General features: G+C 39.7%; 26 protein-coding genes. 14 read left to right on the top strand and 12 right to left on the bottom strand.

Features of this window, described 5'->3' with window-relative positions; all coding sequences use genetic code 11:
• From tolA to pal, 3 genes are all read left to right on the top strand, one after another.
• Window positions 1-498, top strand: a 498-nt coding sequence (gene tolA, locus I593_RS02145; protein WP_016165951.1) for a cell envelope integrity protein TolA, incomplete at its 5' end; no start/stop codon positions are given.
• Window positions 499-657: 159 nt separating this feature from the next.
• Window positions 658-1,941, top strand: coding sequence for a Tol-Pal system beta propeller repeat protein TolB (tolB, locus tag I593_RS02140; RefSeq protein ID WP_026441291.1), 1,284 nt, complete (start codon window positions 658-660; stop codon window positions 1,939-1,941).
• A 32-nt stretch (window positions 1,942-1,973) separates the two neighbouring features.
• The gene (gene pal / locus I593_RS02135) at window positions 1,974-2,546 is read left to right on the top strand and encodes a peptidoglycan-associated lipoprotein Pal (protein WP_016165949.1); all 573 of its coding nucleotides are present in this window, start codon (window positions 1,974-1,976) and stop codon (window positions 2,544-2,546) included.
• Window positions 2,547-2,601: 55 nt separating this feature from the next.
• On the opposite strand, the gene I593_RS02130 is transcribed toward pal, so the two are convergent.
• Entirely contained in the window at window positions 2,602-2,793 is a 192-nt protein-coding gene (locus tag I593_RS02130) for an NF038105 family protein (RefSeq protein WP_016165948.1), read from the bottom strand.
• Between the two features lie 182 nt (window positions 2,794-2,975).
• Between I593_RS02130 and I593_RS02125 the strand changes: the two genes are divergently transcribed.
• The 5 genes from I593_RS02125 (at window position 2,976) to I593_RS02105 (ending at window position 6,262) form a co-directional block, all read left to right on the top strand.
• Window positions 2,976-3,950, top strand: coding sequence for a class 1 fructose-bisphosphatase (locus I593_RS02125; RefSeq protein WP_016165947.1), 975 nt, complete (start codon window positions 2,976-2,978; stop codon window positions 3,948-3,950).
• Between the two features lie 51 nt (window positions 3,951-4,001).
• Window positions 4,002-4,778, top strand: a complete 777-nt coding sequence (locus I593_RS02120) for a TrmH family RNA methyltransferase (protein ID WP_016165946.1) — start codon at window positions 4,002-4,004, stop codon at window positions 4,776-4,778.
• Between the two features lie 158 nt (window positions 4,779-4,936).
• Window positions 4,937-5,551, top strand: coding sequence for an RNA polymerase sigma factor (locus I593_RS02115; RefSeq protein WP_026441292.1), 615 nt, complete (start codon window positions 4,937-4,939; stop codon window positions 5,549-5,551).
• Window positions 5,548-5,868, top strand: coding sequence for a hypothetical protein (locus I593_RS02110; protein WP_016165944.1), 321 nt, complete (start codon window positions 5,548-5,550; stop codon window positions 5,866-5,868). The genes I593_RS02115 and I593_RS02110 overlap by 4 nt, the downstream gene beginning before the upstream one ends.
• Window positions 5,858-6,262, top strand: a complete 405-nt coding sequence (locus I593_RS02105) for a DUF3106 domain-containing protein (RefSeq protein ID WP_016165943.1) — start codon at window positions 5,858-5,860, stop codon at window positions 6,260-6,262. Before I593_RS02110 ends, I593_RS02105 begins: the two co-directional genes overlap by 11 nt.
• Before the next feature lie 134 nt (window positions 6,263-6,396).
• On the opposite strand, the gene I593_RS02100 is transcribed toward I593_RS02105, so the two are convergent.
• From I593_RS02100 to cxpE, 4 genes are all read right to left on the bottom strand, one after another.
• Window positions 6,397-8,811, bottom strand: a complete 2,415-nt coding sequence (locus I593_RS02100) for a CSLREA domain-containing protein (RefSeq protein WP_016165942.1) — start codon at window positions 8,809-8,811, stop codon at window positions 6,397-6,399.
• Window positions 8,812-8,826: 15 nt separating this feature from the next.
• The gene (gene rbtA, locus I593_RS02095; protein ID WP_016165941.1) at window positions 8,827-10,647 is read right to left on the bottom strand and encodes a rhombotarget A; all 1,821 of its coding nucleotides are present in this window, start codon (window positions 10,645-10,647) and stop codon (window positions 8,827-8,829) included.
• A 360-nt stretch (window positions 10,648-11,007) separates the two neighbouring features.
• On the bottom strand, window positions 11,008-11,712 hold the full coding sequence (hda, locus tag I593_RS02090) for a DnaA regulatory inactivator Hda (protein ID WP_016165940.1): 705 nt from the start codon (window positions 11,710-11,712) through the stop codon (window positions 11,008-11,010).
• Window positions 11,713-11,736: 24 nt separating this feature from the next.
• On the bottom strand, window positions 11,737-12,945 hold the full coding sequence (gene cxpE / locus I593_RS02085; RefSeq protein ID WP_016165939.1) for a chloramphenicol efflux transporter CxpE: 1,209 nt from the start codon (window positions 12,943-12,945) through the stop codon (window positions 11,737-11,739).
• Window positions 12,946-13,079: 134 nt separating this feature from the next.
• Between cxpE and purM the strand changes: the two genes are divergently transcribed.
• Together purM and purN are read left to right on the top strand one after the other, a co-directional pair.
• Window positions 13,080-14,150, top strand: coding sequence for a phosphoribosylformylglycinamidine cyclo-ligase (purM, locus tag I593_RS02080; RefSeq protein ID WP_016165938.1), 1,071 nt, complete (start codon window positions 13,080-13,082; stop codon window positions 14,148-14,150).
• Window positions 14,147-14,779 (top strand): phosphoribosylglycinamide formyltransferase, encoded by a 633-nt coding sequence (gene purN, locus I593_RS02075; protein ID WP_026441293.1) that lies wholly within the window; start codon window positions 14,147-14,149, stop codon window positions 14,777-14,779. The genes purM and purN overlap by 4 nt, the downstream gene beginning before the upstream one ends.
• A gap of 52 nt (window positions 14,780-14,831) precedes the next feature.
• Here purN and I593_RS02070 read toward each other — a convergent pair whose 3' ends face one another.
• Both I593_RS02070 and sppA read right to left on the bottom strand, forming a co-directional pair.
• Entirely contained in the window at window positions 14,832-15,632 is an 801-nt protein-coding gene (locus I593_RS02070) for an alpha/beta fold hydrolase (RefSeq protein WP_026441294.1), read from the bottom strand.
• Window positions 15,623-16,648, bottom strand: a complete 1,026-nt coding sequence (gene sppA, locus I593_RS02065; protein ID WP_016165935.1) for a signal peptide peptidase SppA — start codon at window positions 16,646-16,648, stop codon at window positions 15,623-15,625. The genes I593_RS02070 and sppA overlap by 10 nt, the downstream gene beginning before the upstream one ends.
• 130 nt (window positions 16,649-16,778) lie before the next feature.
• On the opposite strand from sppA, the gene I593_RS02060 reads away from it, so the two are divergent.
• Window positions 16,779-17,726, top strand: coding sequence for a lysophospholipid acyltransferase family protein (locus I593_RS02060; protein WP_016165934.1), 948 nt, complete (start codon window positions 16,779-16,781; stop codon window positions 17,724-17,726).
• Here the strand turns inward: I593_RS02060 and I593_RS02055 are convergent.
• From I593_RS02055 to I593_RS02045, 3 genes are all read right to left on the bottom strand, one after another.
• Window positions 17,716-20,124 (bottom strand): DNA internalization-related competence protein ComEC/Rec2, encoded by a 2,409-nt coding sequence (locus I593_RS02055; protein WP_016165933.1) that lies wholly within the window; start codon window positions 20,122-20,124, stop codon window positions 17,716-17,718. The genes I593_RS02060 and I593_RS02055 overlap by 11 nt on opposite strands.
• 86 nt (window positions 20,125-20,210) lie before the next feature.
• A complete protein-coding gene (gene lolD, locus I593_RS02050) occupies window positions 20,211-20,894 on the bottom strand; it encodes a lipoprotein-releasing ABC transporter ATP-binding protein LolD (RefSeq protein ID WP_016165932.1) in 684 nt (227 codons plus the stop codon).
• The gene (locus I593_RS02045; protein WP_016165931.1) at window positions 20,887-22,122 is read right to left on the bottom strand and encodes a lipoprotein-releasing ABC transporter permease subunit; all 1,236 of its coding nucleotides are present in this window, start codon (window positions 22,120-22,122) and stop codon (window positions 20,887-20,889) included. Before I593_RS02045 ends, lolD begins: the two co-directional genes overlap by 8 nt.
• Window positions 22,123-22,147: 25 nt before the next feature.
• On the opposite strand from I593_RS02045, the gene I593_RS02040 reads away from it, so the two are divergent.
• Window positions 22,148-22,717, top strand: a complete 570-nt coding sequence (locus I593_RS02040; RefSeq protein ID WP_016165930.1) for a PilZ domain-containing protein — start codon at window positions 22,148-22,150, stop codon at window positions 22,715-22,717.
• 9 nt (window positions 22,718-22,726) lie between these two features.
• On the opposite strand, the gene I593_RS02035 is transcribed toward I593_RS02040, so the two are convergent.
• Both I593_RS02035 and I593_RS02030 read right to left on the bottom strand, forming a co-directional pair.
• Window positions 22,727-23,638, bottom strand: coding sequence for a DMT family transporter (locus I593_RS02035; RefSeq protein WP_016165929.1), 912 nt, complete (start codon window positions 23,636-23,638; stop codon window positions 22,727-22,729).
• A 12-nt stretch (window positions 23,639-23,650) separates the two neighbouring features.
• Window positions 23,651-24,127 (bottom strand): YaiI/YqxD family protein, encoded by a 477-nt coding sequence (locus tag I593_RS02030; RefSeq protein WP_016165928.1) that lies wholly within the window; start codon window positions 24,125-24,127, stop codon window positions 23,651-23,653.
• Between the two features lie 281 nt (window positions 24,128-24,408).
• On the opposite strand from I593_RS02030, the gene I593_RS02025 reads away from it, so the two are divergent.
• Window positions 24,409-25,338, top strand: coding sequence for a hypothetical protein (locus I593_RS02025; protein ID WP_016165927.1), 930 nt, complete (start codon window positions 24,409-24,411; stop codon window positions 25,336-25,338).
• A gap of 417 nt (window positions 25,339-25,755) precedes the next feature.
• The gene (locus I593_RS20575; protein WP_016165926.1) at window positions 25,756-25,896 is read left to right on the top strand and encodes a hypothetical protein; all 141 of its coding nucleotides are present in this window, start codon (window positions 25,756-25,758) and stop codon (window positions 25,894-25,896) included.
• Window positions 25,897-25,936 lie beyond the last annotated feature (40 nt).

Raw genomic sequence — 25,936 nt, 5'->3', positions numbered from 1 at the left:
AAAGCACAAGCGGATGCCGCTGCAAAAGCCAAAGCACAAGCGGATGCCGCTGCAAAAGCTAAAGCTCAAGCGGATGCCGCTGCAAAAGCCAAAGCTCAGGCGGATGCTACTGCAAAAGCCAAAGCGCAGGCGGATGCTGCTGCAAAAGAACGCGCCGAAGCAGAAGCTAAAGCCTCTGCGGCTAAGAAAGCTGCCGAAGAAGCTGCCAATAAAAAAGCTGAAGCAAAACGTATTGCCTCTACAGCAAAACGAGATTTTGAAAACAAAGTCAAGCGAGCGTGGAATCCACCAGCGAGCGCATCAGGTCAGAAAGCCAGCGCCCGAGTCACCTTAAGTGAAAGTGGTACAGTTTTATCCGTTGTCGTCAATGCAAGCGACCCAGATATGAAAGCCAGTGTCGAAGCCGCAGTTCGTGCAGCGGCACCTTATCCAATGCCTTCAGACCCTGATGCACGGCGTGAAGCGCGCACATTTACTTCATCTTTCACTGCCCAATAATCACAATCGCCATGCCAAAAGCATGGCGATTAAGTATTTTCACAGTGTTATAACAGTTTAGCCATAATGTAATGCTTTAAATCATGCAAATTCATGCCATTATGTTAAGCAATTTCACACAACCCACAAAGACTGACGTTTCAGAGTATGCAGCGAATGATGGAAAATACGCGTAAACATCTACTTGGTTTAGCAATCATGACGGCACTTATGCCACTACTTGTTCAAACCAGTCATGCACAACTTCATTTAGAAATTGCCAAAGCACCAGAACAAGCCCCTAAAATTGCGATTATTCCATTCAGTAATGATCAAACCATTTATTCTATTGTTGAAAATGACCTGAATCGTTCAGGAAAATTTAGCAGTGCATCACAAAACCTACCTGCAAGCGCGAGCATGAATAATCCTAATGCTGCTGCTTGGCAGTCCGCGGGCGTTCCTTATGTTGTCACAGGGGAAATTAAACAAAATGCTGCGGGAAGTTATGAGGTTCATTATCAACTTTATGATATTGAAAAAAAACAATATCTACTCAATGAATTATTGACCGTACCCACTTCACGCGTACGTCAAGCTGCTCATATGATCAGCGATGCCATTTACCAAGCATTAACTGGCATTCAAGGGGATTTTAGCGGACGTATTGCCTATGTACTCCGTAATCCTGCAACACCTGAGCAGCGCTATACCTTACAAATTGCAGATACAGATGGTGAACAGCCTAAAACTATTCTCACCTCGCGTGATCCAATCTTGTCTCCTGCGTGGACACCGGATGCCCAAAAAATTGCTTATGTGTCGTTTGAAAGCAAACGTCCTGCGATTTATGTACAAGATTTAGCCACAGGTCAACGTGAGAAACTGGCAAGCTTCCGTGGCTTAAATGGCGCACCAAGTTTCTCTCCAGATGGCAAATCGATGCTATTTACTGCGTCTATGCATGGTAATCCTGAAATTTACCAAATGGATTTAAATACTCGCCAGTTACAACGCATGACCAATGACAGTGCAATTGATACCGAAGCACGTTATGCACCTGATGGTAAGTCATTTATTTTTACCTCTGACCGTGGTGGATCACCACAAATTTACCGTTATAGCTTTGCCGATGGCAGTAGCAAGCGTATTACCTTCCGTGGTGCATTCAACGCACGAGGTACATTAAGTGCCGATGGTAAAAAAGTGGCATTGGTGCATCGTCCAAGTGGCAGTAGCTACAAAGTTGCAATTCAAGACATTAATACGGGGATCACCAATATTCTAACCCCAACCAGTCTGGACGAATCCCCAAGCTTCTCGCCAAATGGGCAAATGGTGGTGTATGCCACTCGCGAAGACAACCGTGGTTTACTCTCAATTATGTCGGTCGATGGCCGTTTCCGTATGAATTTACCAAGTGAACAAGGTGAAGTTCGTGAACCCGCTTGGGCACCTAAATAATTTTTTAAAAATCAATCTTTATGGAGATGAAGATGAACGCTCTTAAACTATTAGTTTTACCTGTTTTGGCTTCAGCCCTAATTATGACTGGATGTGCCAGCCGTAAACCTGCAGCCGAGATTCAAACAGGTCAAACGCCAAACTCAGCAGGTACAACCGTCAGCACTGAAGGATTAAGTGAAGATGCTGCATTAAATGCACAAAATCTTGCAGGCGCATCTTCAAAAGGGGTTACGGCTGCAAACAAAGCTTTTCTAGCAAAACGCGTAGTGCATTTTGACTACGACAGCAGCGATCTTTCAAATGAAGACTATCAAACATTGCAAGCGCACGCACAATTCCTCGTGGCAAATGCAAACTCTAAAGTGGCATTAACAGGTCACACGGATGAACGCGGTACGCGTGAATACAATATGGCACTAGGTGAGCGTCGTGCCAAAGCTGTAGAAAGCTTTTTAATCACGAATGGTGTAAACCCGACTCAATTAGAAGCAGTCAGCTATGGTAAAGAAATGCCAATCAATGCAGGTCATGATGAAAATGCGTGGAAAGAAAACCGCCGTGTTGAATTGAACTATGAAGCTGTACCACCTTTATTAAAATAACAAGGTCTACAGACATAAAAAAAGCGCTTTAAAATTAAAGCGCTTTTTTTATGCATTAAGCAGGTTTCTGCTCATCTTCTTCATGCTCATGCTGCATGGATTCAATGAGGTCATGCTTATTGAAATTCTTGTATTCAGGCTTGGCTTCATATTCTTTCCAAGCTTCTTTCACCTTTTCAGGACTAATATCATCTAAACTAATGCCTTCATTTTGCGTTGGCATGGCATCAAACTTTTGTGTAGTCATTCTGCTGCTCCTCAATTCTTCTTCATCCTTCACATCAACATAGCATTATCCCTAAAAGTTGCAAGGGCAAAATCAAGCCAAATAATCGAGTTTAATTTTTCTTTTGCGGCATTCTCCTCTAAAATAGCTATCTAAATTTTTTTTGCTCAATTTGATTGGTTTTCACTCGGAGTTTTCCTGCCATGGCATACCTCACCCTTTCCCAATTCTTAGAACAACAAACTGGGAATCTTACACCTGAACTTGCAAAAGTCATTGATACTATTGCAAATACGTGTAAAACGATTGACCAAGCTTTACAAAAAGGTGCACTTGCTGGGGTATTAGGCAGTGCGCAGCATGAAAATGTGCAAGGTGAAGAACAAAAAAAATTAGATGTGATTTCAAATGACTATTTAATTGATGCATTAAAAGTTCACCCACATGTCGGTGGTTTGGCGTCAGAAGAACTTGATGAATTCACACCTGCACAAGAAAATGGTGAATATTTGGTGTTATTTGACCCACTCGATGGTTCAAGCAACATCGATATCAACATGTGTGTTGGTACGATTTTCTCAATTCTTCCAGCTAAAAATGCCGTGACGCAATCAGCAGATTTCATGCAAGCAGGTGTCCATCAAGTTGCTGCGGGCTATGTACTTTATGGTCCATCAACCATGATGGCATTAACTGTAGGTGCAGGCGTAGTCTTCTTTACTTTCGACCCTGAGTCTCAACAGTTCTTATTAACTACTGACAGCATTCAGGTGGCAGCAGACACCAAAGAATATGCAATCAATGCATCTAATCAACGTCACTGGGAACAACCGGTAAAACGTTATATTGATGAATTACTTGCAGGGAAAACTGGCCCGCGTGAAAAAGACTTTAACATGCGTTGGGTTGCATGTATGGTCGGTGATATTCATCGTATTCTTTGCCGTAGCGGTATCTTCATGTACCCATATGACCTTAAAGATCCGAAAAAAGCGGGTCGTTTACGTTTGATGTACGAAGCCAACCCAATGAGTATGTTAATGGAACAAGCAGGTGGTGCTTCTACAACTGGTCGCGTTCGTATTCTTGAGATTGAACCAACAGAGTTACACCAACGTGTACCTGTAATTATTGGTTCAAAAAATGAAGTTGATCTAGTAACTCAATACCACAATTAATTTAAAAAACAGAAGTAGGTTTTATGCCTACTTCTGTGGACTCTAGCAAACATGCCTATAATTTTTTTAGAATCGAAAGACAACCCAAAAATTAAACACTTACGTGGCTTAATTGAGCAAAACACCTATCGCAAAAAGCAAGGTCAAACCGTGCTTGAAGGTACACATTTGTGTTTGGCATGGTTGCAAGAGCAAAAAAAAATCAATGCCATTTTTACCACGGAACTCGCACTACAACACCCAGACTTAGAAGAAATCCAACGTCTTTATCATGGTTCAATTTTTATTTTAAGTGAATCTTTATACAAAGATTTAAGTACTTTAGGCACTACCCTTGCTTGTCTTGCCATTATCGATTTGCCATCGTCTTCTCAGGCATTGCAATACAATTTAGATACTTTGATTTTGGAAAGTATCCAAGATCCAGGCAATGTCGGTACTTTACTCCGTTCTGCAGCTGCAGCAGGCGTTCAGCAAATTATTACCACTAAAGGTACGGCTTCACTTTGGTCACCACGTGTACTCCGTGCAGGTATGGGGGCACACTTCTCTTTAGATATTTATGAAAATGTCGAGCTGGAACAAGTTTTGCCACAGTTCAAAATTCCTGTCTATGTAACCAGTTCACATCGCTCAACCAGTCTATATGCTCAAGATTTAACGCGAGCATGCGTCTGGATCATGGGCAATGAAGGTCAAGGTGCTTCAGACTATGCGCTTGCACATGCACAAGCTGTGGCAATTCCACAACCAGGTGGGCAAGAATCACTAAATGTTGCTATTGCAGGTTCTGTTTGCTTATTTGAAATGGTACGTCAACGTATCTAATACACTTTTTATTTTAAATTGTCCCGCCCAATTTCAAAAATAGATTACACTTGAAAAAATAATAACGGATATTGTCAACCAAACCATTATTTCCAACGTTATTAAGGATATGTATTGGAAATAATGGTGATAATCCAATGACAGGGTTTTCCATTTCTATGGATTTAGCGCCAAAGCAGTCTCAGCCTGAAAATTTAAGTGCTTTAAAAAGTACGGCTGAACAACGTCTGAAAAATTTTATGCAAGACGTGACTGGACGTGCACTCGTGATGATGGAAAATGCAACGCAAGGACAACAAGGAATCGCAATGGATTTAGTCCAAGAAGCCTTTATTTCTTTGCATAAATCCTATTCAGAGAAGTCGACTGAAGAATGGTATCCCCTGTTTTACACCATTTTAAATAACAAACTGCAAGATTGGCGCCGTAAAGAAGCTCGTCGCTCTCAACCTTTTTCCTTTTTCAAAAAGGTGAGTCTAGATGAAGATGATCTTGAAATTCAGGATGTTATTGATGAAGCAACCCCTAGTCCACTTGAGTTTCTGGATCAGGCTGTCACGATTGAAGAAATTCAAGCTGCGATTCGCCAACTACCAGTTCGTCAACAGCAAGCGTTTATGCTTCGGGCTTGGGAAGGTTTTGATACGCAAACGACTGCTCAAATTATGAACTGTAGTGAAGGCAGTGTAAAAACACATTATCATCGCGCGATTCAAGGTTTGCGATCTGCATTATCGCATTTGAATCCATATTCGGGAGGGTCATCTGAATGAAACAGGATGATTTCTTAAAACAAGTCACTTGTAAACTTGATGGTCTTGCGCAGCAACATAAGGCAAAACCTGTCGTGATGAATCATGTTCTGGATCATATCCAACAACAAAAATCATCACGCTTTGTCTATTTCAAAATGACTGGGTTTGCTCTAGCAGCAGCAATTGCAGGAATTGTGGTTTTACCGAATTCTTTCGATATGTCTGAAAAACCACAGAATCAAGTTGTAGTAACACCAAAACTTTCTCCACAAATGGTTGAAGATTTGGAAATGTTAATGGTTTTAGGTGAGGACAAGGTTCCACATGGCAGCTAGACGGTTAGCTTTTGCTTTTTGTGCACTCGGTTTCTTGCAAACAAGTTTTGCAGGTTTCGAACGTTTTTGGATTTTTTCTAAAGATGCCAATACTCAAGTGGCTGAAACGTGGGAAACGCTTTCTGAACAAGAACAGCGTGCATTGATTAAACGCTATCAATCTCTTAAAGAAATTCCTGATGAACAAAGCAATAGCTTACAACAACGTATGGACTGGTTTACGCAATTACCTGAACAAGAAAAACAAAAAATGCGTGAAACTTGGCAACAAATGAGTAGCCAAGAACGTAATGATTTGCGCGCGCGCATGCAAAAAGCGACACCCGAAGAACGTATTACTATACGTGAAGAGTATATGAACAAATACTTACACCATACCATTGAACAGCATTAAGAACGCTTTAACAGCAATAAATAATCATATATAAAAAGCCAATCTACAATAAGTAAGATTGGCTTTTTATATTCTACTCAACACTTAAATATTAACTTCATCACTGCACAATGAAGTTAATACCAACACTTAATTTAACGCTTTTTTGTCTGGCTATGGTGTCGATACAAACCTAAACCCAACAAACCCAATAAACTCCACCATCCAATTGAACCGCCGCCACCGCCAGAGGTGACTGTATTCTTAGCTGTATTATTTAAATAAATTTTTGCTCGATTTGAAGCCAAGCCTTCCGCATCAAATACGGTATATTCCAAAATCTGGTCGAATGGGCTGTAATTATTTTTTACCTGCACCACCAAGTCGCTCGAATAACAAGTATCTCGCATGGCACTTCCAGGACATGGTCCATGCGGAACTGACGGGTCAACCATCATAGCACTGGGTAAACTATCCAATCGAATTGCCAATTCTTGACCCGCTTCATTACGATAAAAATCGGCTTTATTCAATCCAGCAATACTGCCTTTGGGACCATCATCATCAAAATCATTTTCAAGTGGATGCAAGGAAATTTTCTGGCTAGACCCATATTGCAAGCTGTAAGTATCCTCTTTTGCAATAGGAGCAATATTGGTAAAACTTGCGCTTAATAAACCCGAAGTGGTTTTAGTTGTATCCGCTTTCGAGGTAATACGATAAATACATAATGCACTTTCACCAATGGTAGAAATACTGTCATCCAGTCGATAAAACATGATTCGTTTAAGTTCTGGTACCCATTCACATTTTAACTTCGGATCTTGATCACCAATAAATTGGAAGTTACTGCCTTCACCAGAATAATGCCCCACACCTAAAACTTGGGTATTAATCGTATAATTTTCTGCATTCAATGCCTGAACCTGAGACTCGTTATTGACCCATTGTTCATCTGGCAATGCTAGCGCAAATGGATCAATATAAATTGCACGGTACTTGGCATACTTTTCAGTATTGCTCTTCAAATCCTTAAAAGCGCTCAATTCAGCTTGATATTGTGTTAAATACTTTGCATCCGTCGATTTATCATCAATTCGTTTTTGATATAAATCAATCGCTCGCTGATAGTCAGCGATCATCTGTGAATAAGATAAATTTTTTAAATTAATAATATCTGCTGCAGTTAGACGCATCAGCTCAACCGAACCAATATCACATGTATTTTTCATACTCGGATTGAGAATTAATGTGGCATCCGTAATGCGACTAAATCCGCGTTGATCAACATCACTACATCCTACGGTACCCAGATTGACCAAATCATTTGCTGTCTGATTATTTCTAGGATAATACAGCGGTAGATATTCAGTATTGGCATTCGGTTCTGTATATGTAGTCAGTAATGTTGCCATCGAAATATTACTGACATCAATATTGGTGTTGGTCCCAGAAACATTACTTTCATAAGCCACCTTCGGCAGATTACATTGCCCTGTTACAGCGGCCAATTGCAAAGCATTATTGATTGCACTCATATTGAGCTTGGCATCGGTCACATTCCCGTTATTCAAAGCATAACGGCATGACTGCCCCGAGTTATAAGCCAACACATTAAACGAAATATTTTTACTCCCTAATTGATCGTAAAGTAGTGTACTGGCCGCATTGTTCTCAACGATGGTATTACTGAGCAATGTCAGCGTGCTATTTTCACTTAAATTAGCCTGCGTGGCATTCGAAGAGACATTTTTAATGATTGCCCCTGTACTGCTATTCGCCTGATTTTTAGCAATGGTATTGGTTTGTAATAATATTGATGCTTCACCACAAATATCCAACATACTCTGATTATTCGCTGCACCATTCGCCACAAGGCTACTGTTTTGAATGGTAATGGTCGGCTTGGTGAATAACAAATTATTCAGGCACGTCATTGCTAGAACGCTGCCCTGTCCTGCTTGGTTACCTTGTATTAAGCCATGATCGATAGTCAAAGCGATGTTGCCATCAAGGTAAATTGCACCACCTTGTGCTGCACGTGAGTTCATAATTGCGACATTAGACAAATTAATGTCTGCACCAGCATAAATAGCTCCACCCAATCCCGTACTTACCGCATTCGCCAACGTTAAGTTTTTAAATGAAACCCCATATTTTGATAAAGAACTATTCAGAATCCGTGTTTGATTTTCTCCACTGATGGTTGTTTTAATCGCGGTCGTGGCAGGATAAGTATTGGTCAATACATGTTTCTTGGAATAATCAAGCGGTTCGGCACCATAAATCTCTATCACGGATTGCGGGACCAATTCACGCTTCAGTTTATAAGAGCCCTCTTTTAACTGAATCCGATCTTTTTGCCCTAAACGTGTATCACCTGCATTACATCCACCAAAAGCTTTATTATCGGCGGCAGTTTTTATGGCTTCGCGTAAAGAACATTGATTTAGATTCTCACCATCTTCATCATCAAACGTAGTGACATGAATAAATGTATCTTCTGCTGCCATCAATGACATTGCAGAAAGTACCATTAACGTCAGTAAACCTTTTTTATAATTTTTCACGGTCAATTCCCTTGCCTATTTCTTGTAACGACGTAACCCAATTAGTCCCAATAAACCGAATAAACTAAATATCCCTGCACTCCCGCCCGAAGTTTTCACTTTACTGCTTTCCATTTGTCCAGCTGGTGCCTGAGAGACTTGCACTTTTATTTCTAAATAAGGGTTTTTAGAATCATTGAATCGTGTAGTTGTCGTGACTAAGCGAATCTTGAAAATATCAGCACCATGCCAGTTCCCATTCGGCTTGTACTGAATGTTTCCTTCCTCATCTATGGTTAAATTCCCTTTAGGCTGAGTAATTGTTGGAACGACCTGTAAACATCCATCTTGCCAAGCACCGCCCGCTGGATTCGCACCTAATAAGGCTTCACATTGATCTTTCGGCAAAAGTTCGCCATCACCCAGTAAATCGGCAACCGACATTTTCGCAACTTCACCGTAATTGATATCATCCCCGATTAACGCGATTGTTGTTGGAAACACTAACTCAATAGCACCACGGTCACAAAGGACATTATTTGAATCACGTACTTGTCCACGCTGATCACTCGATTCACATTCAACCCGTGCAGTGTCAGAATCTGTAGATTGTTTACCTTTATTAACGATTAAAGAATCACTCAAGTTTTGATAAGACACCAATAAACGTGGCTTAAAGTAACCTAAAAAATCACTCGTTCCCTGATTAAATGGACAGACCAAACTTTGTCGATCTAAATTTGCACTGCTACATTTTCCTTCAATTGTACTGCCTGCAACTAAAGCCGTTTGGGTCAAAATGTCATTCGGATACTCTGCTGACCCTTGTCCACAAACCGCAGAAACTAAATTATTTTGTAAAATGCTCTGATCACCAGACTCAAATTTACAATCCTGCTGATTGGTAATCGGATACGGATTCCCCACCAAAATACTGTTTGCCAGAAAAGCTTTTCCCTGAGGAGCAACAAACTGAATACCTTGGGCATTCCCAATCATGGTCAGGTTATTTAAGCCAATGCCATCACGTAAATTCAGCAAGTAACCTTTATTCTGTAGAAAAGTACTGTTCTTAATAAAATTGGCGACATTTAATATAGAAGTCGGCAACTGATTGGTATTGAATAATAACGATGAATAAATGCCTGCCGATGTAGTATTTGCTGTCTCATTATTTCGAATAACACTATTGAGAATTTTATATGCAGGACGTTGGGTAAATAAAACCGCACCTTCATTGGCATAGTTTTTCTCCAACAAACTATTCTGAATGACAACCAAACTATCCGTCGTATTTTCTATCGTAGAATTACCAACGTTATAAATTGCCCCACCTTGAGCAGCATATCCACCTGACAATCCTGCATAACTTAATTGCAAATATTCATTGTTATAAATCAGTCCACCTTGTTGAGCACATTGAACCTGACCACAACCTTGTAGGCTGATTTCATACAGAGCTACACTCAGTAGCTTCTCTTGTGAACCATCATCAATGCGTAAAATATTATCTTTCGCCTGCATTTGTAGCACAGCATTGTTTTTACCTAAAACAGGCGTCTCATTAAAATCAGCCTCATAATTGGTTTTAATGGTTAATTCACGCTGAATGTTTAAGTGCGAATTGAGTTTATAAACTTTCTGCTTCTCTAATAAAATGACAGGACTTGCATCTTCCCCACCACAGCCAAAATATCCCTCTTTAGGCATATCTTTATTGATATAGTTTACGGCCTCTCTTAATGAACATTCTTTATCATCCTTAACAACATCTTCAGTGGTGGTGACACTAATATTTGCACTATAAGCATGCCCCGCTAGACATAACATTCCCACACCAATGCTCTGCTTGAGCATACATCTCTCCTTAATTTTTTAATTATCTTGTTTTTCTAGATTGCATCTTCTAAACAATTTAATGCAATCTGATTGCAGTCCTTTTGCTGTACAGCCTAAAAGATGCCAATACAAATAAAATTGACTAAATTGCCAAATTCTTTGGGCATTAAAGCAACTACAGCACGATTACACTGCATATTTTCTGAGCTAAGATAAGATTTGAATGGGTTTGGACATACTGAGGCTTCATGCTGATTTGCAGCATCATGTTCTCCTTAACTTACATTTCTATTATTTTTCTATGCTCGCAAATCCCTGCGATGCGAATTTATCAGTACTTTCTCATAGCTATTTAAATTACTCAAGCGCTTTTATCTATTACTGATATTCATCAATTAAGGCATAAATCTGTCTTAAAGTGGCATGACTGAGTTTAGTCTTTTCGCCTTTAAGCAATTGAATTAACTGCTCTAAAGTTTGTAAAAGTATCGAAGCCTGCTGTGGGCCATGTAACAGAAGATAATCAATAATTTGCTGATCAATATGAATGCCACGTCGAGCCAGCACTGAACTGACTAAAATTTGTCGATCTGCATATAAACTGCCAGTCGGAACTTTGACACTGACCGCTTGGGTTAATCTAGACTGCAAATCAGGCAATTCTAATTTCAATTCAATTGGTGCAAAGCGAGAGGAAAAAACCAGTTGTCCGCCAACTTCATTATTATAATTGATCAGGTGAAATACTGCTTTTTGCCAATGCGGGACACCACAAATCGCTTCGATATCATCAAGTGCCACCAAATCATAGCGTTCTAAAGAAGTAATTGCTTCTGTAGGCGCATCCAGTAGCTCTAATAATGAAACTTTAATCGCCGATTTACCCACATCCAAATAAGAATCACAAATCGCAGAAAGTAAATGGCTTTTACCTGTACCCGCACCACCATAAACATAAAAGCGATTCATCAAACCTGCATGTAACTGGCGAATTGCATCAATCACATGCCCCCATCCCGGACCAGAAAAATCACTGATTCGGGCATCAAGTTGAGGTTCAATATCTAATTGCAGTTGACGCATATTTATGTTTAAGCCTTATACGCTTTATGGTTTAGGTTCGATGTTACTTGATTTTTCAGCTACTTGCTGATCTTTCGCAATTTGATCTTTAATTTCAATATCCACTTCCAGTTGTGACGTTTCTATACTAATAGAATCAGCTTCTGCATTAGAAGTGAAGATTGTTTGTGTACCGTACAACTGGCTCTTCTCATACCATTCTCGTGCATGTTTAAGTAGCACCACAATCACCGCAGCTACAGGCAAAGCAATTAACATCCCTAAGAATCCTGCCAATTGTGCACCTGCCAATACAGCAAAAACCACAGCGACGGGTGATAATCCAATTTTATCGCCTAACAAGAAAGGTTGAAGAATATAACCTTCTACAGCTTGACCAATCATAAAAACCACAACAACCAAAGCCAAATGCATCCAGTCCAATCCAAACTGGAAAAGTGATGCAATGACCGCAGCAATAATCCCGACCGCAAAACCTAAATAAGGAATAATACTGGCCAAGCCTGCAACCATACCAATAATCAGTCCGACTTCAAGGCCAATTAATTGCAAACCAACTGCATACACAATGCCGAGCAACAACATCACCAAAAATTGCCCTTTCACAAATGCACCGAGTACGCTATGGCATTCACCCACAATTTTTAAGGTCGATTGTTCGTAAGGACGTGGAATGAGGCGCCGCATACTATCGAGCATACGATCCCAATCTAACAAGAAATAAAAAGCAATAATTGGGATAAGAACTACTGTCCCACCGATTTGAATGAAGCTTAATCCAGACTGGGCAATTTTCAGTGCCATTGTCTGTAAACTGTCTGCACTATAATTGGTCTGGATATAATCCATCACTGCCGTAGACAGTTGATGCTTATCAATTTCCATCTGTACTAAATTAAAAGTACGCGACAACCAAGGTAAGAAGGTATCATTCAGCCAGTGAATCCCAGCGGGAATACTGCTTTTGGCATACATTAGCTGCTGCCAAATTAAAGGCACCAAATAAGAAATCGCTAAGGTTAAGACTACACCAATTCCAATAAATACGATGCTAATCGCTAGCCAACGTGGCAATCCAATCTGATGGAACTTTTGAACTAATGGATTAAACAAATAAGCGACTAAAAAGGCGACAATAAAAGGCAATACAACAGGCTTTAATAAATAGAGTACCCACAAAATAAGTACAATACCTGTAAGAATAAAAATGCGCCGCAAGGTTCGGTCGACCATATAAACCCGCCTTTTTCGATTTAATCGTTATAAAAAGTAAAATATTTAATTAAAGATAGCATTTTAGAGCATAAATAACATAAGAGTTTCGTTTATTCAGGTTATAATCCCCGCGCAAATGCGGAGACTTCACTATGAGCAACTCAACTTCTACCCCAAACACTGGTTTAAGCTATAAAGATGCAGGTGTCGATATTGAAGCGGGCGACGCACTTGTCGATCGAATCAAATCTGTCGCTAAGCGTACAACTCGTCCTGAAGTGATGGGCGGATTAGGTGGCTTTGGCGCACTATGTAAAATTCCTAAAGGCTATGAAGAGCCTGTTCTTGTATCTGGCACAGATGGTGTGGGTACTAAATTACGTTTAGCATTGAACTTAAACCGTCATGACACGATTGGTCAAGACTTAGTTGCAATGTGTGTAAATGATCTTTTAGTGTGTGGGGCAGAACCATTATTCTTCCTTGACTACTATGCAACAGGTCACTTAAATGTTGATGTCGCTGCTGATGTCGTTACAGGTATTGGTAAAGGTTGTGAGCTTGCGGGCTGTGCATTGGTAGGTGGTGAAACTGCTGAAATGCCAGGCATGTATGAAGGCGAAGATTATGACCTTGCAGGTTTCTGTGTAGGCGTCGTTGAGCAAAGCAAAATCATTGATGGCTCTAAAGTTAAAGCGGGTGATATCTTAATTGGTGTTGCATCAAGCGGTGCACATTCAAATGGCTACTCTCTACTTCGCAAAATCTTAGACGTGAAAAATGTCGATCTTACTCAAATCGTAGATGGTCGCCCACTTGCTGACACAGCAATGGAACCAACACGTATTTATGTCAAACCAATTCTTGAACTTTGCAAACAAGTTGATGTTCATGCAATGGCGCACATCACTGGTGGCGGTTTACCGGGTAATTTACCTCGTGTGTTACCAAATGGTGCTCAAGCGATTATTAATGAATCTTCTTGGGAATGGCCAGAATTGTTCAAACTTCTTCAAAAAGAAGGTGGTGTTGAACAATTCGAGATGTACCGTACTTTCAACTGTGGCGTAGGTATGGTTATTGCTGTTGATGCAAATGATGCAGATAAAACCATTGCGCTTTTAACTGAACAAGGTGAAAAAGCTTGGGCTATGGGTCACATCGTAGACAACGCAGAATCTGTTGAAGGTGCTGACGAGAAAGTCCGCGTAATCTTTGCATAATGAAAATTGCTGTCCTTGTTTCAGGAAGTGGCAGTAACTTACAAGCGCTGATAGATGCCCGTCTATCAGGGAAAATTGTAGGTGTAATTTGCAATAAGCCTGAAGCGTACGCGCTAAAACGTGCTCAACAAGCAGGCATCCAGACTGCTGTCATTGAGCACAAACAATATCCAACTCGAGAAACATTTGATGATGTAATGCATCAACAGTTATTAGATTGGAATGTTGATTTAGTGGTATTGGCAGGTTTCATGCGCATCTTAAGTGCTAAGTTTGTCCATGCATGGGAAGGGAAAATGCTCAATATTCACCCTTCTCTTTTACCACACTATAAAGGTATGCATACCCACCAACGCGTGCTAAATACAGGTGATATGTATCATGGTTGTACCGTGCACTATGTCACCGCAGAGTTAGATGCAGGACAATCTTTGGCACAAGGTGTATTGAAAGTTGCACGTCATGATGATGTCGAACAACTTGCACAGCGCGTGCATGAACTTGAACACTTGATCTATCCTCAAGTTGTAGAATGGATCTGCACAGGTGCCTTGCAATATCACAACACCAATACCGTGATGTATCGCAATCAAGTTTTGAATGAACCCATTCAATTTTGTAAACTGTAAAGAATAATATTCGAATAAAAAATGCATCCTCGGATGCATTTTTTATTTTCTGTTATTGCTGAATCAACTGCTTAATCAATTCTACCGTCGCTTCAGGGCGTTCCAGAGGGAACATATGCCCGCCTGCAACCACACTAAATGGAATACCCACTTTTTTCTTGGCAACTTGCGGAAAACCGTGTTTTAGAAACTCACTTTGATCCCCGACCACCAAATGCATCGGAACTTTAGGTTTCGGCATAGGTAACCACCACCAAGATGGTGTATTACGAAATATTGCAACTTCAGCAGCTTTAGGAATGGTCAAGGTTACACCACCGCGCTCAGCATCTTCGGTTAAGGCATAATCTAAATAAGCCCGAAAGCACTCATCATCAAATTTTTGATATAGGCTTTTCGGTCGTAACATTTCACCTGCCTGTTCACGAGACTCCCAATGATCACGGCGGCGATTACTCAGACCTGCTGGCGTCATATGATCCACCAGTTTCGGTTGAAATAACTTCGCCGTGTGGAACAGTAAAGAGGCTTTACCCATAATCAGTGGTGGATCCAGCATAATCACTTGCTGAAATAATTCAGGTCGCTTATATGCTGTCATCATGGTCAAGACAGAACCTAAAGAGTGCCCCAATCCAATGACTGGACGCCCATGGGCCTGACGTACAATACTGTCGGTTAGCTGATCCACCAAGTGCGGCCAATGATTGGTCACAGGGTAACGCTGGTCAGTTCCGATGAGTGGAACATAGACAATATCGTAATCATCTCTAAGTAAATGAAAAAGCTTTTCATAAACTTTGGATGGCACACCATTGGCATGCGCAAAGTGGATCAGTGGTTTCATTGTAATTTTGTCGTTTGCTCAGCTTGAACTTGCTCTGAGAGTGAAGTTGCAAAACCTTGTCCGATTGAACTTCCCATACGCCCCAGAACAGAATCCAATGGATTATATTGAACGGTATAGTCCACTGTTTTATCGATTTTCAGTTCACGTTTCAAGCTATTTAGACTACCTGTACGGTCAGCAATCCCAAGTTTTACTGCTTGCTCACCTGTCCAAAATAGTCCAGAGAAAATGGCAGGGTCTTGCGATTTCAATTTGGCGCCACGACCTTTCTTAACCGCGTCAATGAAGTGATCATGTACATTATCTAATACGGCTTGTACATGTGCCTTCTGCGCAGCATCAACCGGTTGAGTCATTGATAAAATTGCTTTGTTTTCACCTGAAGTCATTGTGCGGTCTTCTACACCCAACTTTTGCATCAACCCATTCACACCATAATTCGGCATAATTACCCCAATAGAACCGACTAAACTCGATGGGTTGACAATAATTTCATCTGCCGCAGAAGCAATATAATAAGCACCTGATGCACCAGTATCACCAATAAGAGCATACAGTTTTTTATCTTTATGCTGTTGTTTGAGATATTGAATTTCTTGCCAAATTTCATCTGACTGGACTGGAGAGCCACCAGGTGAATTGATATTTAAGACAACAGCTTTACTATTGTTATTCTCGAATGCTTTCTTCAAAGATTTGATGGTGTCTTCACTATTCACACTTTGTTTATCTGCGGCAATTGTGCCAATAATATCAACTACTGCGATATGTGATCCTGTAGTCGAACTGACATCTGTAGGAGCAGTGCTACAGCTTTTACCCAAAATTACCAAGATGAAGAGAAGATAAGCAAAAGTCAGCAACTTAAAGAATATGCTCCAACGACGTGCGCGACGTTGCTCTTCCACGGAAGCCAATACGGCTTTCTCAAGAATTTGCCATTCTTTTCCTGACTGCTTTTCTAAATTTTGTTGTGTAATATGACTTTCGTTTTGTGGTTTAGGTGGCCAATCGGACATTTAATATGATCCAATAATGAATAAAATTACCCCCATTATATACATGCAAACGCAATAAACTATTTAAACCCTGTATTTTCGCCTATAATAATTACTGTTTTATATTTCTTATCCTCATATTTTTTAGGCAATGACTGACAAAACTTCAAAAACAATGACTGATCGCGTACTCCAATTTGTAAGTCGACAACCTATTCAAATTTCTCGCATGATTGCCCGTTCACTCGCGAGTTTAGTGAACGTATTAAAAATTTCTAAAACATCACAAACAATTCGTCTCAATCTTGAAATTGCTTTACCTGAACTGCCTGACCAGCAACGTGAATTGATTACCCAACACGCCATTCGAAATGAACTCATATCCTATTTTGAATTCTTTAGTATTTGGGGCTCAGAAAATCAGAAAAACATCTCACGTATTCATTCAATTACTGGTGAACAGTATTTACACGATGCGCTGGCTGAGAAAAAAGGGGTGGTATTGATTGTTCCACATTTTGGCACTTGGGAAGTGATGAATGCTTGGGTCGCCCAATTTACTGAAATGACGATTCTATATAAACCTGTAAAAAATCCAGCAGCGGATAATTTCGTACGAAGTGCACGCAGCCGCGAACAAGCGAATCTGGTTCCGACCGATGAAACGGGTGTACGACAAATTTTTAAAGCATTAAAACAAGGTGGAACGACCGTTATTTTGCCCGACCACACTCCCAATGTTGGCGGAGAATTGGTTCCTATGTTTGGTTTACCATTAGAGTCGAGTAATTTAAGTGCCAAGCTGATTCAAAAAACTAAAGCTAAAGCATTGTTGCTATATGCAATTCGTAATGATGCGCATGGCTTTGACATGCATATAGAGCCAATCTCTGATGAAATTTATCATGGCAGTGCCAATGATGGTACGGAAGTTATTCATCATGAAATTGAAAAACTGATTCAACGTTTCCCAGAACATTATCATTGGAGCTATAAGCGTTTTAAAGCCAATCCAGCGTTACGCAATCTCTATAACTTACCTCATGAACAAGCCATATCATTGGTCATGAAAATTAGACAACAGCAGACTAGCGATTAAGCCAACGCTGCTGATCACGATAAAAATTTAATTGTATCGTTTGATCCTGTGCCTGTATAAATTGAATACTTCCCTTGTCAATTGTGCTGTAAAGCGGAATCTTAAGTTCATTTAAACGCTGTAGAGTCAGCTTACTTGGATGACCATAACGGTTATTAATTCCCGCAGAGGCAATCGCAATTTTGGGTTTTAATTGTTTTAAAAAATCATAAGCCGAACTGTTTTTACTACCATGATGCCCCAATACCAGAACATCCACTTTTAAATCTGGATAGTCCTTTAAAATCTGATATTCTGCTTCCCACCCCGCATCTCCCATAAGCAAAAAGTTGGCATAGGGTTGGGCATTTTGCACTTGAACATAGAGCACACAAGAAAGCTCATTTTGATTATGAGTAACTTCAGTTAATTGCTGCTGTTTTGGTGATAATACCTGTATTTTGACACCCTTTAATTGCCATACCTGTCCTGAATGACAATAATTGAATTGAGACTCAGGCATTACGTGCACCTGCTCATTACTGTAAATTGTTTGAACAGGCAAAGTTGAACGTAAAGAAAAGTATGCGCCGCTATGATCTTGGTCTAAGTGAGTCAATACCAACTGATCTAAATTAGATATTCCCCTGCTATTTAAAAAAGGACGAATGAGTTGCTGTCCTACACTAAATTTTTGTTCATCATAATGACCACCCATATCAATCATCATCTGCTGATCGTGATTTTGTAAAAAAATAGCTTGCCCCTGCCCAACATCTAGAATTTGTAATTCAAACGCATGTTTTGATTCATCGAATATAAAAATAGGTAAAAAGCAGACAACACTCCAACTTTTTGGCACAACACCCCGAGGTAAAAACAGAATAATCAAACCCAAAATCAGCCCAAACATCACTGTCCAGCTCATGGCAATATTTTGTACCGTTGAACCAAATATCTGATCGCCAGTATTTAAAATTGAAAGTAAAAAAGACACACCTAGATCATTCAATTTAAATAACAAAATTCCCAATGGAGGAACAACCCATAAACACAGGGTCGCAATAATGCTTAATGGAACAACAAGCAGACTCAACCATGGTAATGCCAGCATATTACTGAATGGTGCAATCCAGACCACTTGTTGAAAGAAAACCAACATCAAGGGTAATAACGCTAAAAATATTTTCCCTTGTGATTCAAATAAAATAGCAATGTATAACTTAAGTTGTGCATAACGCGTTAGCATCAACTGCTCAGACTGCTGCTGTATGGTTTGATAAATTCTTAACAACACTAAACAGGCGCAATAAGACAACCAAAAGGCAGCGGATAAAATACTAAAAGGATCTAAAAACAGTAGAATTGCAGCACTGAGGAGGAGTACTTGCAGGGCTTGTAATTTGAATCTCAATAAAATCAGCACAGCAACAATACAACTGGTTAACAGTGTCCTTAATGCAGGAATTTCAAACCCCACAAAAGCCGTATAGAGCAATACTCCCATACAAAATGGAATCATCAATAAATAAGGTTTGGGATAACGTAAATACCAACTGGGTGTAAAACGGATAATTAACCGATGAATCATCCAACACAACATTGCAGCAAAAATCAAAACATGGGGACCAGAAATTGCCAATAAATGACTGAGTCCCATACGATTAAATAACGCTTCAACTTCGGGGCTCAATAAACTTTGGTCGCCTGTTAACAACGCCAAAAGTAAACCTGAGTGATGCAAGGATTGCTGTTGTAATGTATTTCGCAACTTTAATCTTTGTTGCTCAATGGCCAACTGTATTTCAGCAACTATACTGTTCTGCTGTCTTAAATAGGACATGAACCCCATAGCATAAAGTTGTTGTTCAGTCAGCTTTTCTGCTTTTTTTACTCGAAATGCAGCCATGATGTTTTGCTGCAAAAACCATTTTTCTTGATCAAATGCGCCTTCAATTGCATAACTATGGGCTGGTAACACCTCTCCATACAATCGGTAGTATTGCCCCAATTCGAGCTGACTATCTAAGGATGGATAGACATAAGCTAACCACTTCACAGGTTGCTTTCGATCATTCAATACCATAATCTGCTGTTGAATATGTTTTGATTGAAGCTGATTCAATGATTTTACATGCACAATCACTTCGGCAGGTTTCGCGGTCAATTCACGTAAAGAGAGACGTCGTGTTAAAGCACTGTCTGCGTATACGTAAGCCAAATTAAAACTCAGCAAACACAATAAACTTAGCCTTATTAATCGAATCGATTGCAAATTAAGTTGTGGGAATTTAAAGAGAACGCATTGAACAATCAAACATACTATTGCCAATAAAGCACAAGTTTGACCTGTCAGTGCCCAAACTTTTCCCATACCCGTGATACCAAAAATCCAAGCGATTAATATGTAATACATCATTATTTTTCATATTGTTTTTATGCGTGCCGCACATCATAAAGCCCACCAAGGTGGGCTTCAAGTACAAGATAAGAATTTAAATTTTATTACGGTTCAGCCCAAAGGCCATCTTGCATATGCAATATAGAATCTGCCGTTTGTGCCAATTGCTCATCATGCGTGACAATCAACATTGCCATATTAAATTCTTGACGTAAATCGCTGAGTAATTCAAAAATTTTAACCGCAGTTTTCCGATCTAAATTGCCTGTAGGTTCATCCGCCATCATTAATGCTGGTTTTGCTACCAAGGCACGTGCAAGTGCAACACGCTGACGCTCACCACCTGATAATTCACCAGGCTTATGCGTTAAACGATGCGATAGCCCAACACGATTTAATAAATATTCGGCCTGTGCTTTGACGTCTTTATAGTTCGTCCCTTCACGTAACATTAGCGGCATCGCAACATTTTCTAAAGCAGAAAATTCAGGTAATAAATGATGGAATTGATACACAAAACCGAGATGCTGGTTACGCAAATAGCCTCGTTCAGCTTCTCCCATATGGTCAAAACGCTGACCATTAAGCCAGACTTGCCCTTCTGTAGGACGATCTAATCCACCCAACACATGTAGCAAAGTGCTTTTACCAGAACCACTTGAACCTACAATCGAAATAAACTCACCAGCATGGACTTTTAAAGATAGACCTTTAATCACTTCAACAGTTGATTTGCCATCCGTAAAATGTTTAACCACATTTTTGGCTTCTAATACCACGTTACTCATAACGCAAAGCCTCCGCAGGTTGAATTTTAGCAGCACGTAATGCAGGGTAAATGGTCGCCAAGAAACTTAAAATTAAAGATAGGCTGACAATAATCACTACATCTTGCCATCTTAAATAAGAAGGTAAGTAATTAATAAAATAGGCATCAAATAAATGTAAACCAAGTGCTGTATTCACCCAGTCAATAAAACCACTAATCCCAGTTGCGAAAATAATGCCTAAAATCGCACCGGCTACAGTACCAATAACGCCAATGACTGTACCTTGTACCATAAAAATTTTGGTAATGGTCGCAGGTGAAGCACCTAGAGTTCTTAAAATCGCAATATCTGCCTTTTTATCAGTGACTACCATCACCAGCGACGAGACAATATTAAATGCCGCAACCAATACAATCAGGAACAACAGCAGACTGACCATCGCCTTTTCCATTTGAATGGCACTGAACAAATTACCGTGGGTATAAGTCCAGTCTGAAGCGTAATAATTGCCTGGCAATTCGCGTACAATTTCATTACTTACTTGTGGTGCAACAAAAATATCATCCAACTTTAAACGTATTCCTTGTGCACCATCAGGCAAACGAAGCAACGTTGATGCATCATTCAGGGCAATATAGCCCATCATGGAGTCTACTTCCGCTCCAATGCTAAATATGCCAACAATTTTAAAACGCTTGAAGCGTGGCACCACACCCGCAGGTGACGGCGTTGCTTCTGGCAAGACCAACGTAACACTATCGTTCAAACCCAAGCCCAACGCATCGGTTAATTGCTTGCCTAAAACAATGCCAAATTCGCCTTTTTTCAATTGATCAATATTACCTTCGACCATGTGATCTTGAATAATCGAGACTTTTCTCTCGTATTCCGGCTCAATACCTGTCACCATAAGACCAGAGACCTGACCATGTGCAGTTATCATGCCTTGTAATTGAGTAAATGGCGCAACACCTTTAACATGCTCATGCTGTTCAACTTTTTTTGCAAGTTCAGGCCAATCTGTTAAAATTTGTGTTGATGAAACAGTGGCTTGAGGTATCATGCCTAGTACACGGTTTTTTAATTCTCGGTCAAACCCATTCATCACAGATAAAACTGTAATGAGCACAGCCACACCTAATGTGAGACCGATCATTGAAACCAGAGCAATAAAAGAAATAAAGTGGTTGCTACGCCGTGCGCGAGTATATCTTAACCCGATGTACAGCGAGATTGGTTTAAACATACCATCTAGTCCGAGGTAATACATTATGGAAAATTTACAGCATCAAAGCGCCTCAGCGGAACGTAGAGTTATGTCACGTATCGATGCTGCCTTGCGAATTAATTATCAGATTATTTCTGATGATGTTGCTCTTAATGATCCTTACGATCCAAATTTTGTCTTGCCCCGCTATTTTCTACTACTCGCAGAATTAGATCAATTTGATCTGGCATTAAACTACGAATTAGAACAATTAACTGAAAAAGATCAACAAATTGCTCGAATATTATCCTTATTCAATCAAAAATTAAACCTCATTACAGGCTCTTTATACGACGCAATTGTACAATCCATGTTACCTGTGCCTGAACATGTCAATTTTTCTGAGAGTGGATTTAGTTTTCACAGTGACCGTGAAATTCAGGAAGGCACTTACATTCATGTCACTTTGAGTCATCCTGAAAACTTCTTTCACATTGCTGCGACGGCTCAGGTTGTTTACAGCCGAGACGAAGGTAAAGGAAAATTCCGCACAGGCGCCTATTTTATTACATTACACCCACAAGATCGGGTCAAATTGGCTGAATGCGTCGACTTGGAACAATCCAAAGATTAAACTCGCAGATTATTTGGATCGCTTGAGTTTAAGAGCGAGCTCTCTGCTCGCTTTTAAATCTCGATAAAAATAGATAAATAAACCCAATAATAAAATGCCCGCACCCACAAAAACCATTAAAGACAACATTTCCTGATTCAACAAGGCACCAATCAACATTGCTAGAATTGGTGTCATGACTGTGGTTAATGAAATGGTGGTCGGCTGTAAGTTTTGTACCAATTTAAAATAACAGAACATCGCAATCAGAGATGCCATGATTACGGTATACAACAATGCCAATATCGATTTTACTTGTGGTATATGAGTAGGTACATACTGCCAAATAAAAGGAATTAAACAAGCCGCCACAATGCTCGACACTAAAATTGAACCTGTCGCTTGCGCAATAGGATTGATAGGTGCATTGACTTTTTTGACCCAAAACATTGATAAAGCATAAATAAATACGCTAAGCAACATCAGTAAAATGCCGATTGGATGCACATGTTGCTGACTACCCGTAAAGCAAATAATCGCTAAACCTGATACCGAAATCGTCATGCCCAACCATTGCAGTCGATGTAATTGTTGCTGAAAAGCAAAACGACCTATGAGTCCCGCCATAATTGGAGCTAAACCGAACATCAAAGCAATCATCCCTGAGGATAAATAACGGGTCGCCATATAGGTAAAAATTTGCGAGCCAATAAAACTTGCAGCACCTGCCAAATAACTTCGCAAACTGATTCGATCAAATGGCAAATGCACTTTCAGTACATAAATAAGTCCCAAAGCCAAAGGCAAGGCGATAAAAAATCGCAAAACCAATGCCCACATTAAATGGATGTCTGAAACACTCCATACAATGGCTAATGGTGTGGTTGCCCAGATGAACACCAATAAGGCATAGGTGGACATCAAATTGGCTTTGGATGGCATAGTCAATTCCATTTAAACACTAGTTTTGCGCTTTTGCTTTTGAATCGTTTGATCAAGACTGCTCGAAAATTCACGCTTATCACGTTCTGAAATTGGCGGTGGGCCACCAGTTTGTACACCTGCTCCACGTAAGGTGTCCATAAAATCACGTAAATGTAGCCGTGCTTTTACATTGGCAGTGGTATAAATTTCACCACGGGGATGAATGGCAATCCCCCCTTTCTCAATCACTTGAGCCGCCAATGGAATATCTTGTGTCACTACAATGTCATTGGCTTGCATACGCGATACAATTTCTTGGTCGGCTGCGTCTGCGCCACTCATCACTTGTATGGAGTTAATACGCACCGAAGGGGTAATCCCCACGTTTTGGTTGGCAACAAAAGTTACCTCTAACTGGTAACGATCTGAAGCACGTAAAATCACTTCACGTAAAATTTTTGGCAATGCATCAGCATCAACCCAGAGTTTAAAAGCTAACACAGGCATCTACGATATTAAAAATTTCACTCAGTGTAACAAAAAGCTCTGCATTACTCTGCTGTTCATTTTAAATATACTTGAAAAGTATAATATTAATAAAAGGCAAGATGAAAAATGCGTTAACTTAAAATTGGGATGCTCACAAATATACAACATGCTTTCCTTTCTCAGTCCAGATTCATCACTTAGTTTGTATTTTTACTCTTATTTTCATCCAGATAGACTTGAAATCTCCAAATCACCCTCGATTAATAGATTAAAGCCACTGAACATTCAAAATTGTGCTTATGAAAAATCAAAACAGACCAGAAATGATCAGCATTGAAGATCAAAACTTCGGCAGTCATATTGAGCATTGGAATCTGCTGACAGAGAATCCAGCCACTGAAGTTCCCAAATGGTTAGGTCTGGCGCTTGATGAACCCATCATGCCAATGGGACTTTGCCGTGAAGAATGTGATATGGATGCATCTGTATGGCTGATTCAAGGTCCTAGCAAGGAAAAAGTACAACTTTGCCAAGTGATTGCTGTTGAAAACAATAAGCCTAAAGCGGTGAAGACCGCTTTTCCAAGTTTTGAAAGCCCGTATAAAGTCAAAGCCTCAATTGAGCGGATTATTAGCTGTAAATCTAATACTCAGGCAGTACTGCGTTTAAATTTAGGCGACAATAGCATTGTTTATGCATTTGATAGTCTCTACAGTGTGAATCATGATCAATACCAAAAAGATCAAACCTATTTGGTTCAATTAAATGCATGGGCCTATGAATTAGAAGCAGTTTCTGAACATGAACAACTGGTAGTAGATGATCCAGCTTCAATTAAACATCACCGTGCCTTGAATGATATTCTGGCTGCAAATGATGGTATTGCACCCGCCAATCTACAAGAGCAAATAGATGCATGGGAGCCTAAATCTGATGATGATAAAGCACCTGTCACTGTCGACTTCTCCAAAATGGTGGCCTATTTGTATGGCGAAAAAATGGGGCAAGAAGATGAGGCTTGGTTCCAAGGAAATATTGTGGGCAAAACTAGCCTAGAATTTATGGGACAAGAATATACACTCTATGATGTCACGCTTATTCATGATGAAAATCAAGAGGCTACCCTCATTCGTATTGCGACCAAAGATGATCAATATAGACATTTTAATATTGGTCAATACATTCGTGGCAATATTTGGGTTCAAGTGAGTATTCACTCAAAAAATTAATTTTTTCATCAAGATAGCATCTTAAAAAGCGGAATATAGATCATATCGAATCCATGATTTGTATTTCGCTTTTTCTATTTAATTACAATCAACAAGGTCAATCGCATATCATTGTTTATATTTTATCCACAGTTTTTTATTTTAAGATTCTTTTTAAATTCAAATAATGCGCACTTATCCACAGTTTTAAATTTATTTACTGCTGTATTCCTCTTAAAATAAAAAACAAATAAAAACATTTAGTTATAATAATACTGAGTAAAAGTTAGATTATTGAATATAGAAAAGTTATTTAAATTAAAATATGCGCGATTTTCGAATTAATGCAAATTAGTACTTTATTTAATCAATTCTTTATGTCTATAATATGAACAAGCAATAGGATTTAACGATAATATAGATCGGAACGAAATATCTATGAAAATCGTACAAGAAGAAAATTTACAGCGCGTTGAAACTCAACTTGAACAACGCTACCCCCTTGATGTGATGTCATGCATTTTTTTTATTTTTGGCATGATGTCATCGGCTTATATTCTGCACCAGTTTATTCTTTAATTTTACGCTTAAAATAAAAAAACCCATCTTATTCAGATGG

Source organism: Acinetobacter tandoii DSM 14970 = CIP 107469 (assembly GCF_000400735.1).
GTDB classification, from domain to species: domain Bacteria; phylum Pseudomonadota; class Gammaproteobacteria; order Pseudomonadales; family Moraxellaceae; genus Acinetobacter; species Acinetobacter tandoii.
This window is presented reverse-complemented; position numbering and strand designations above follow the sequence as displayed.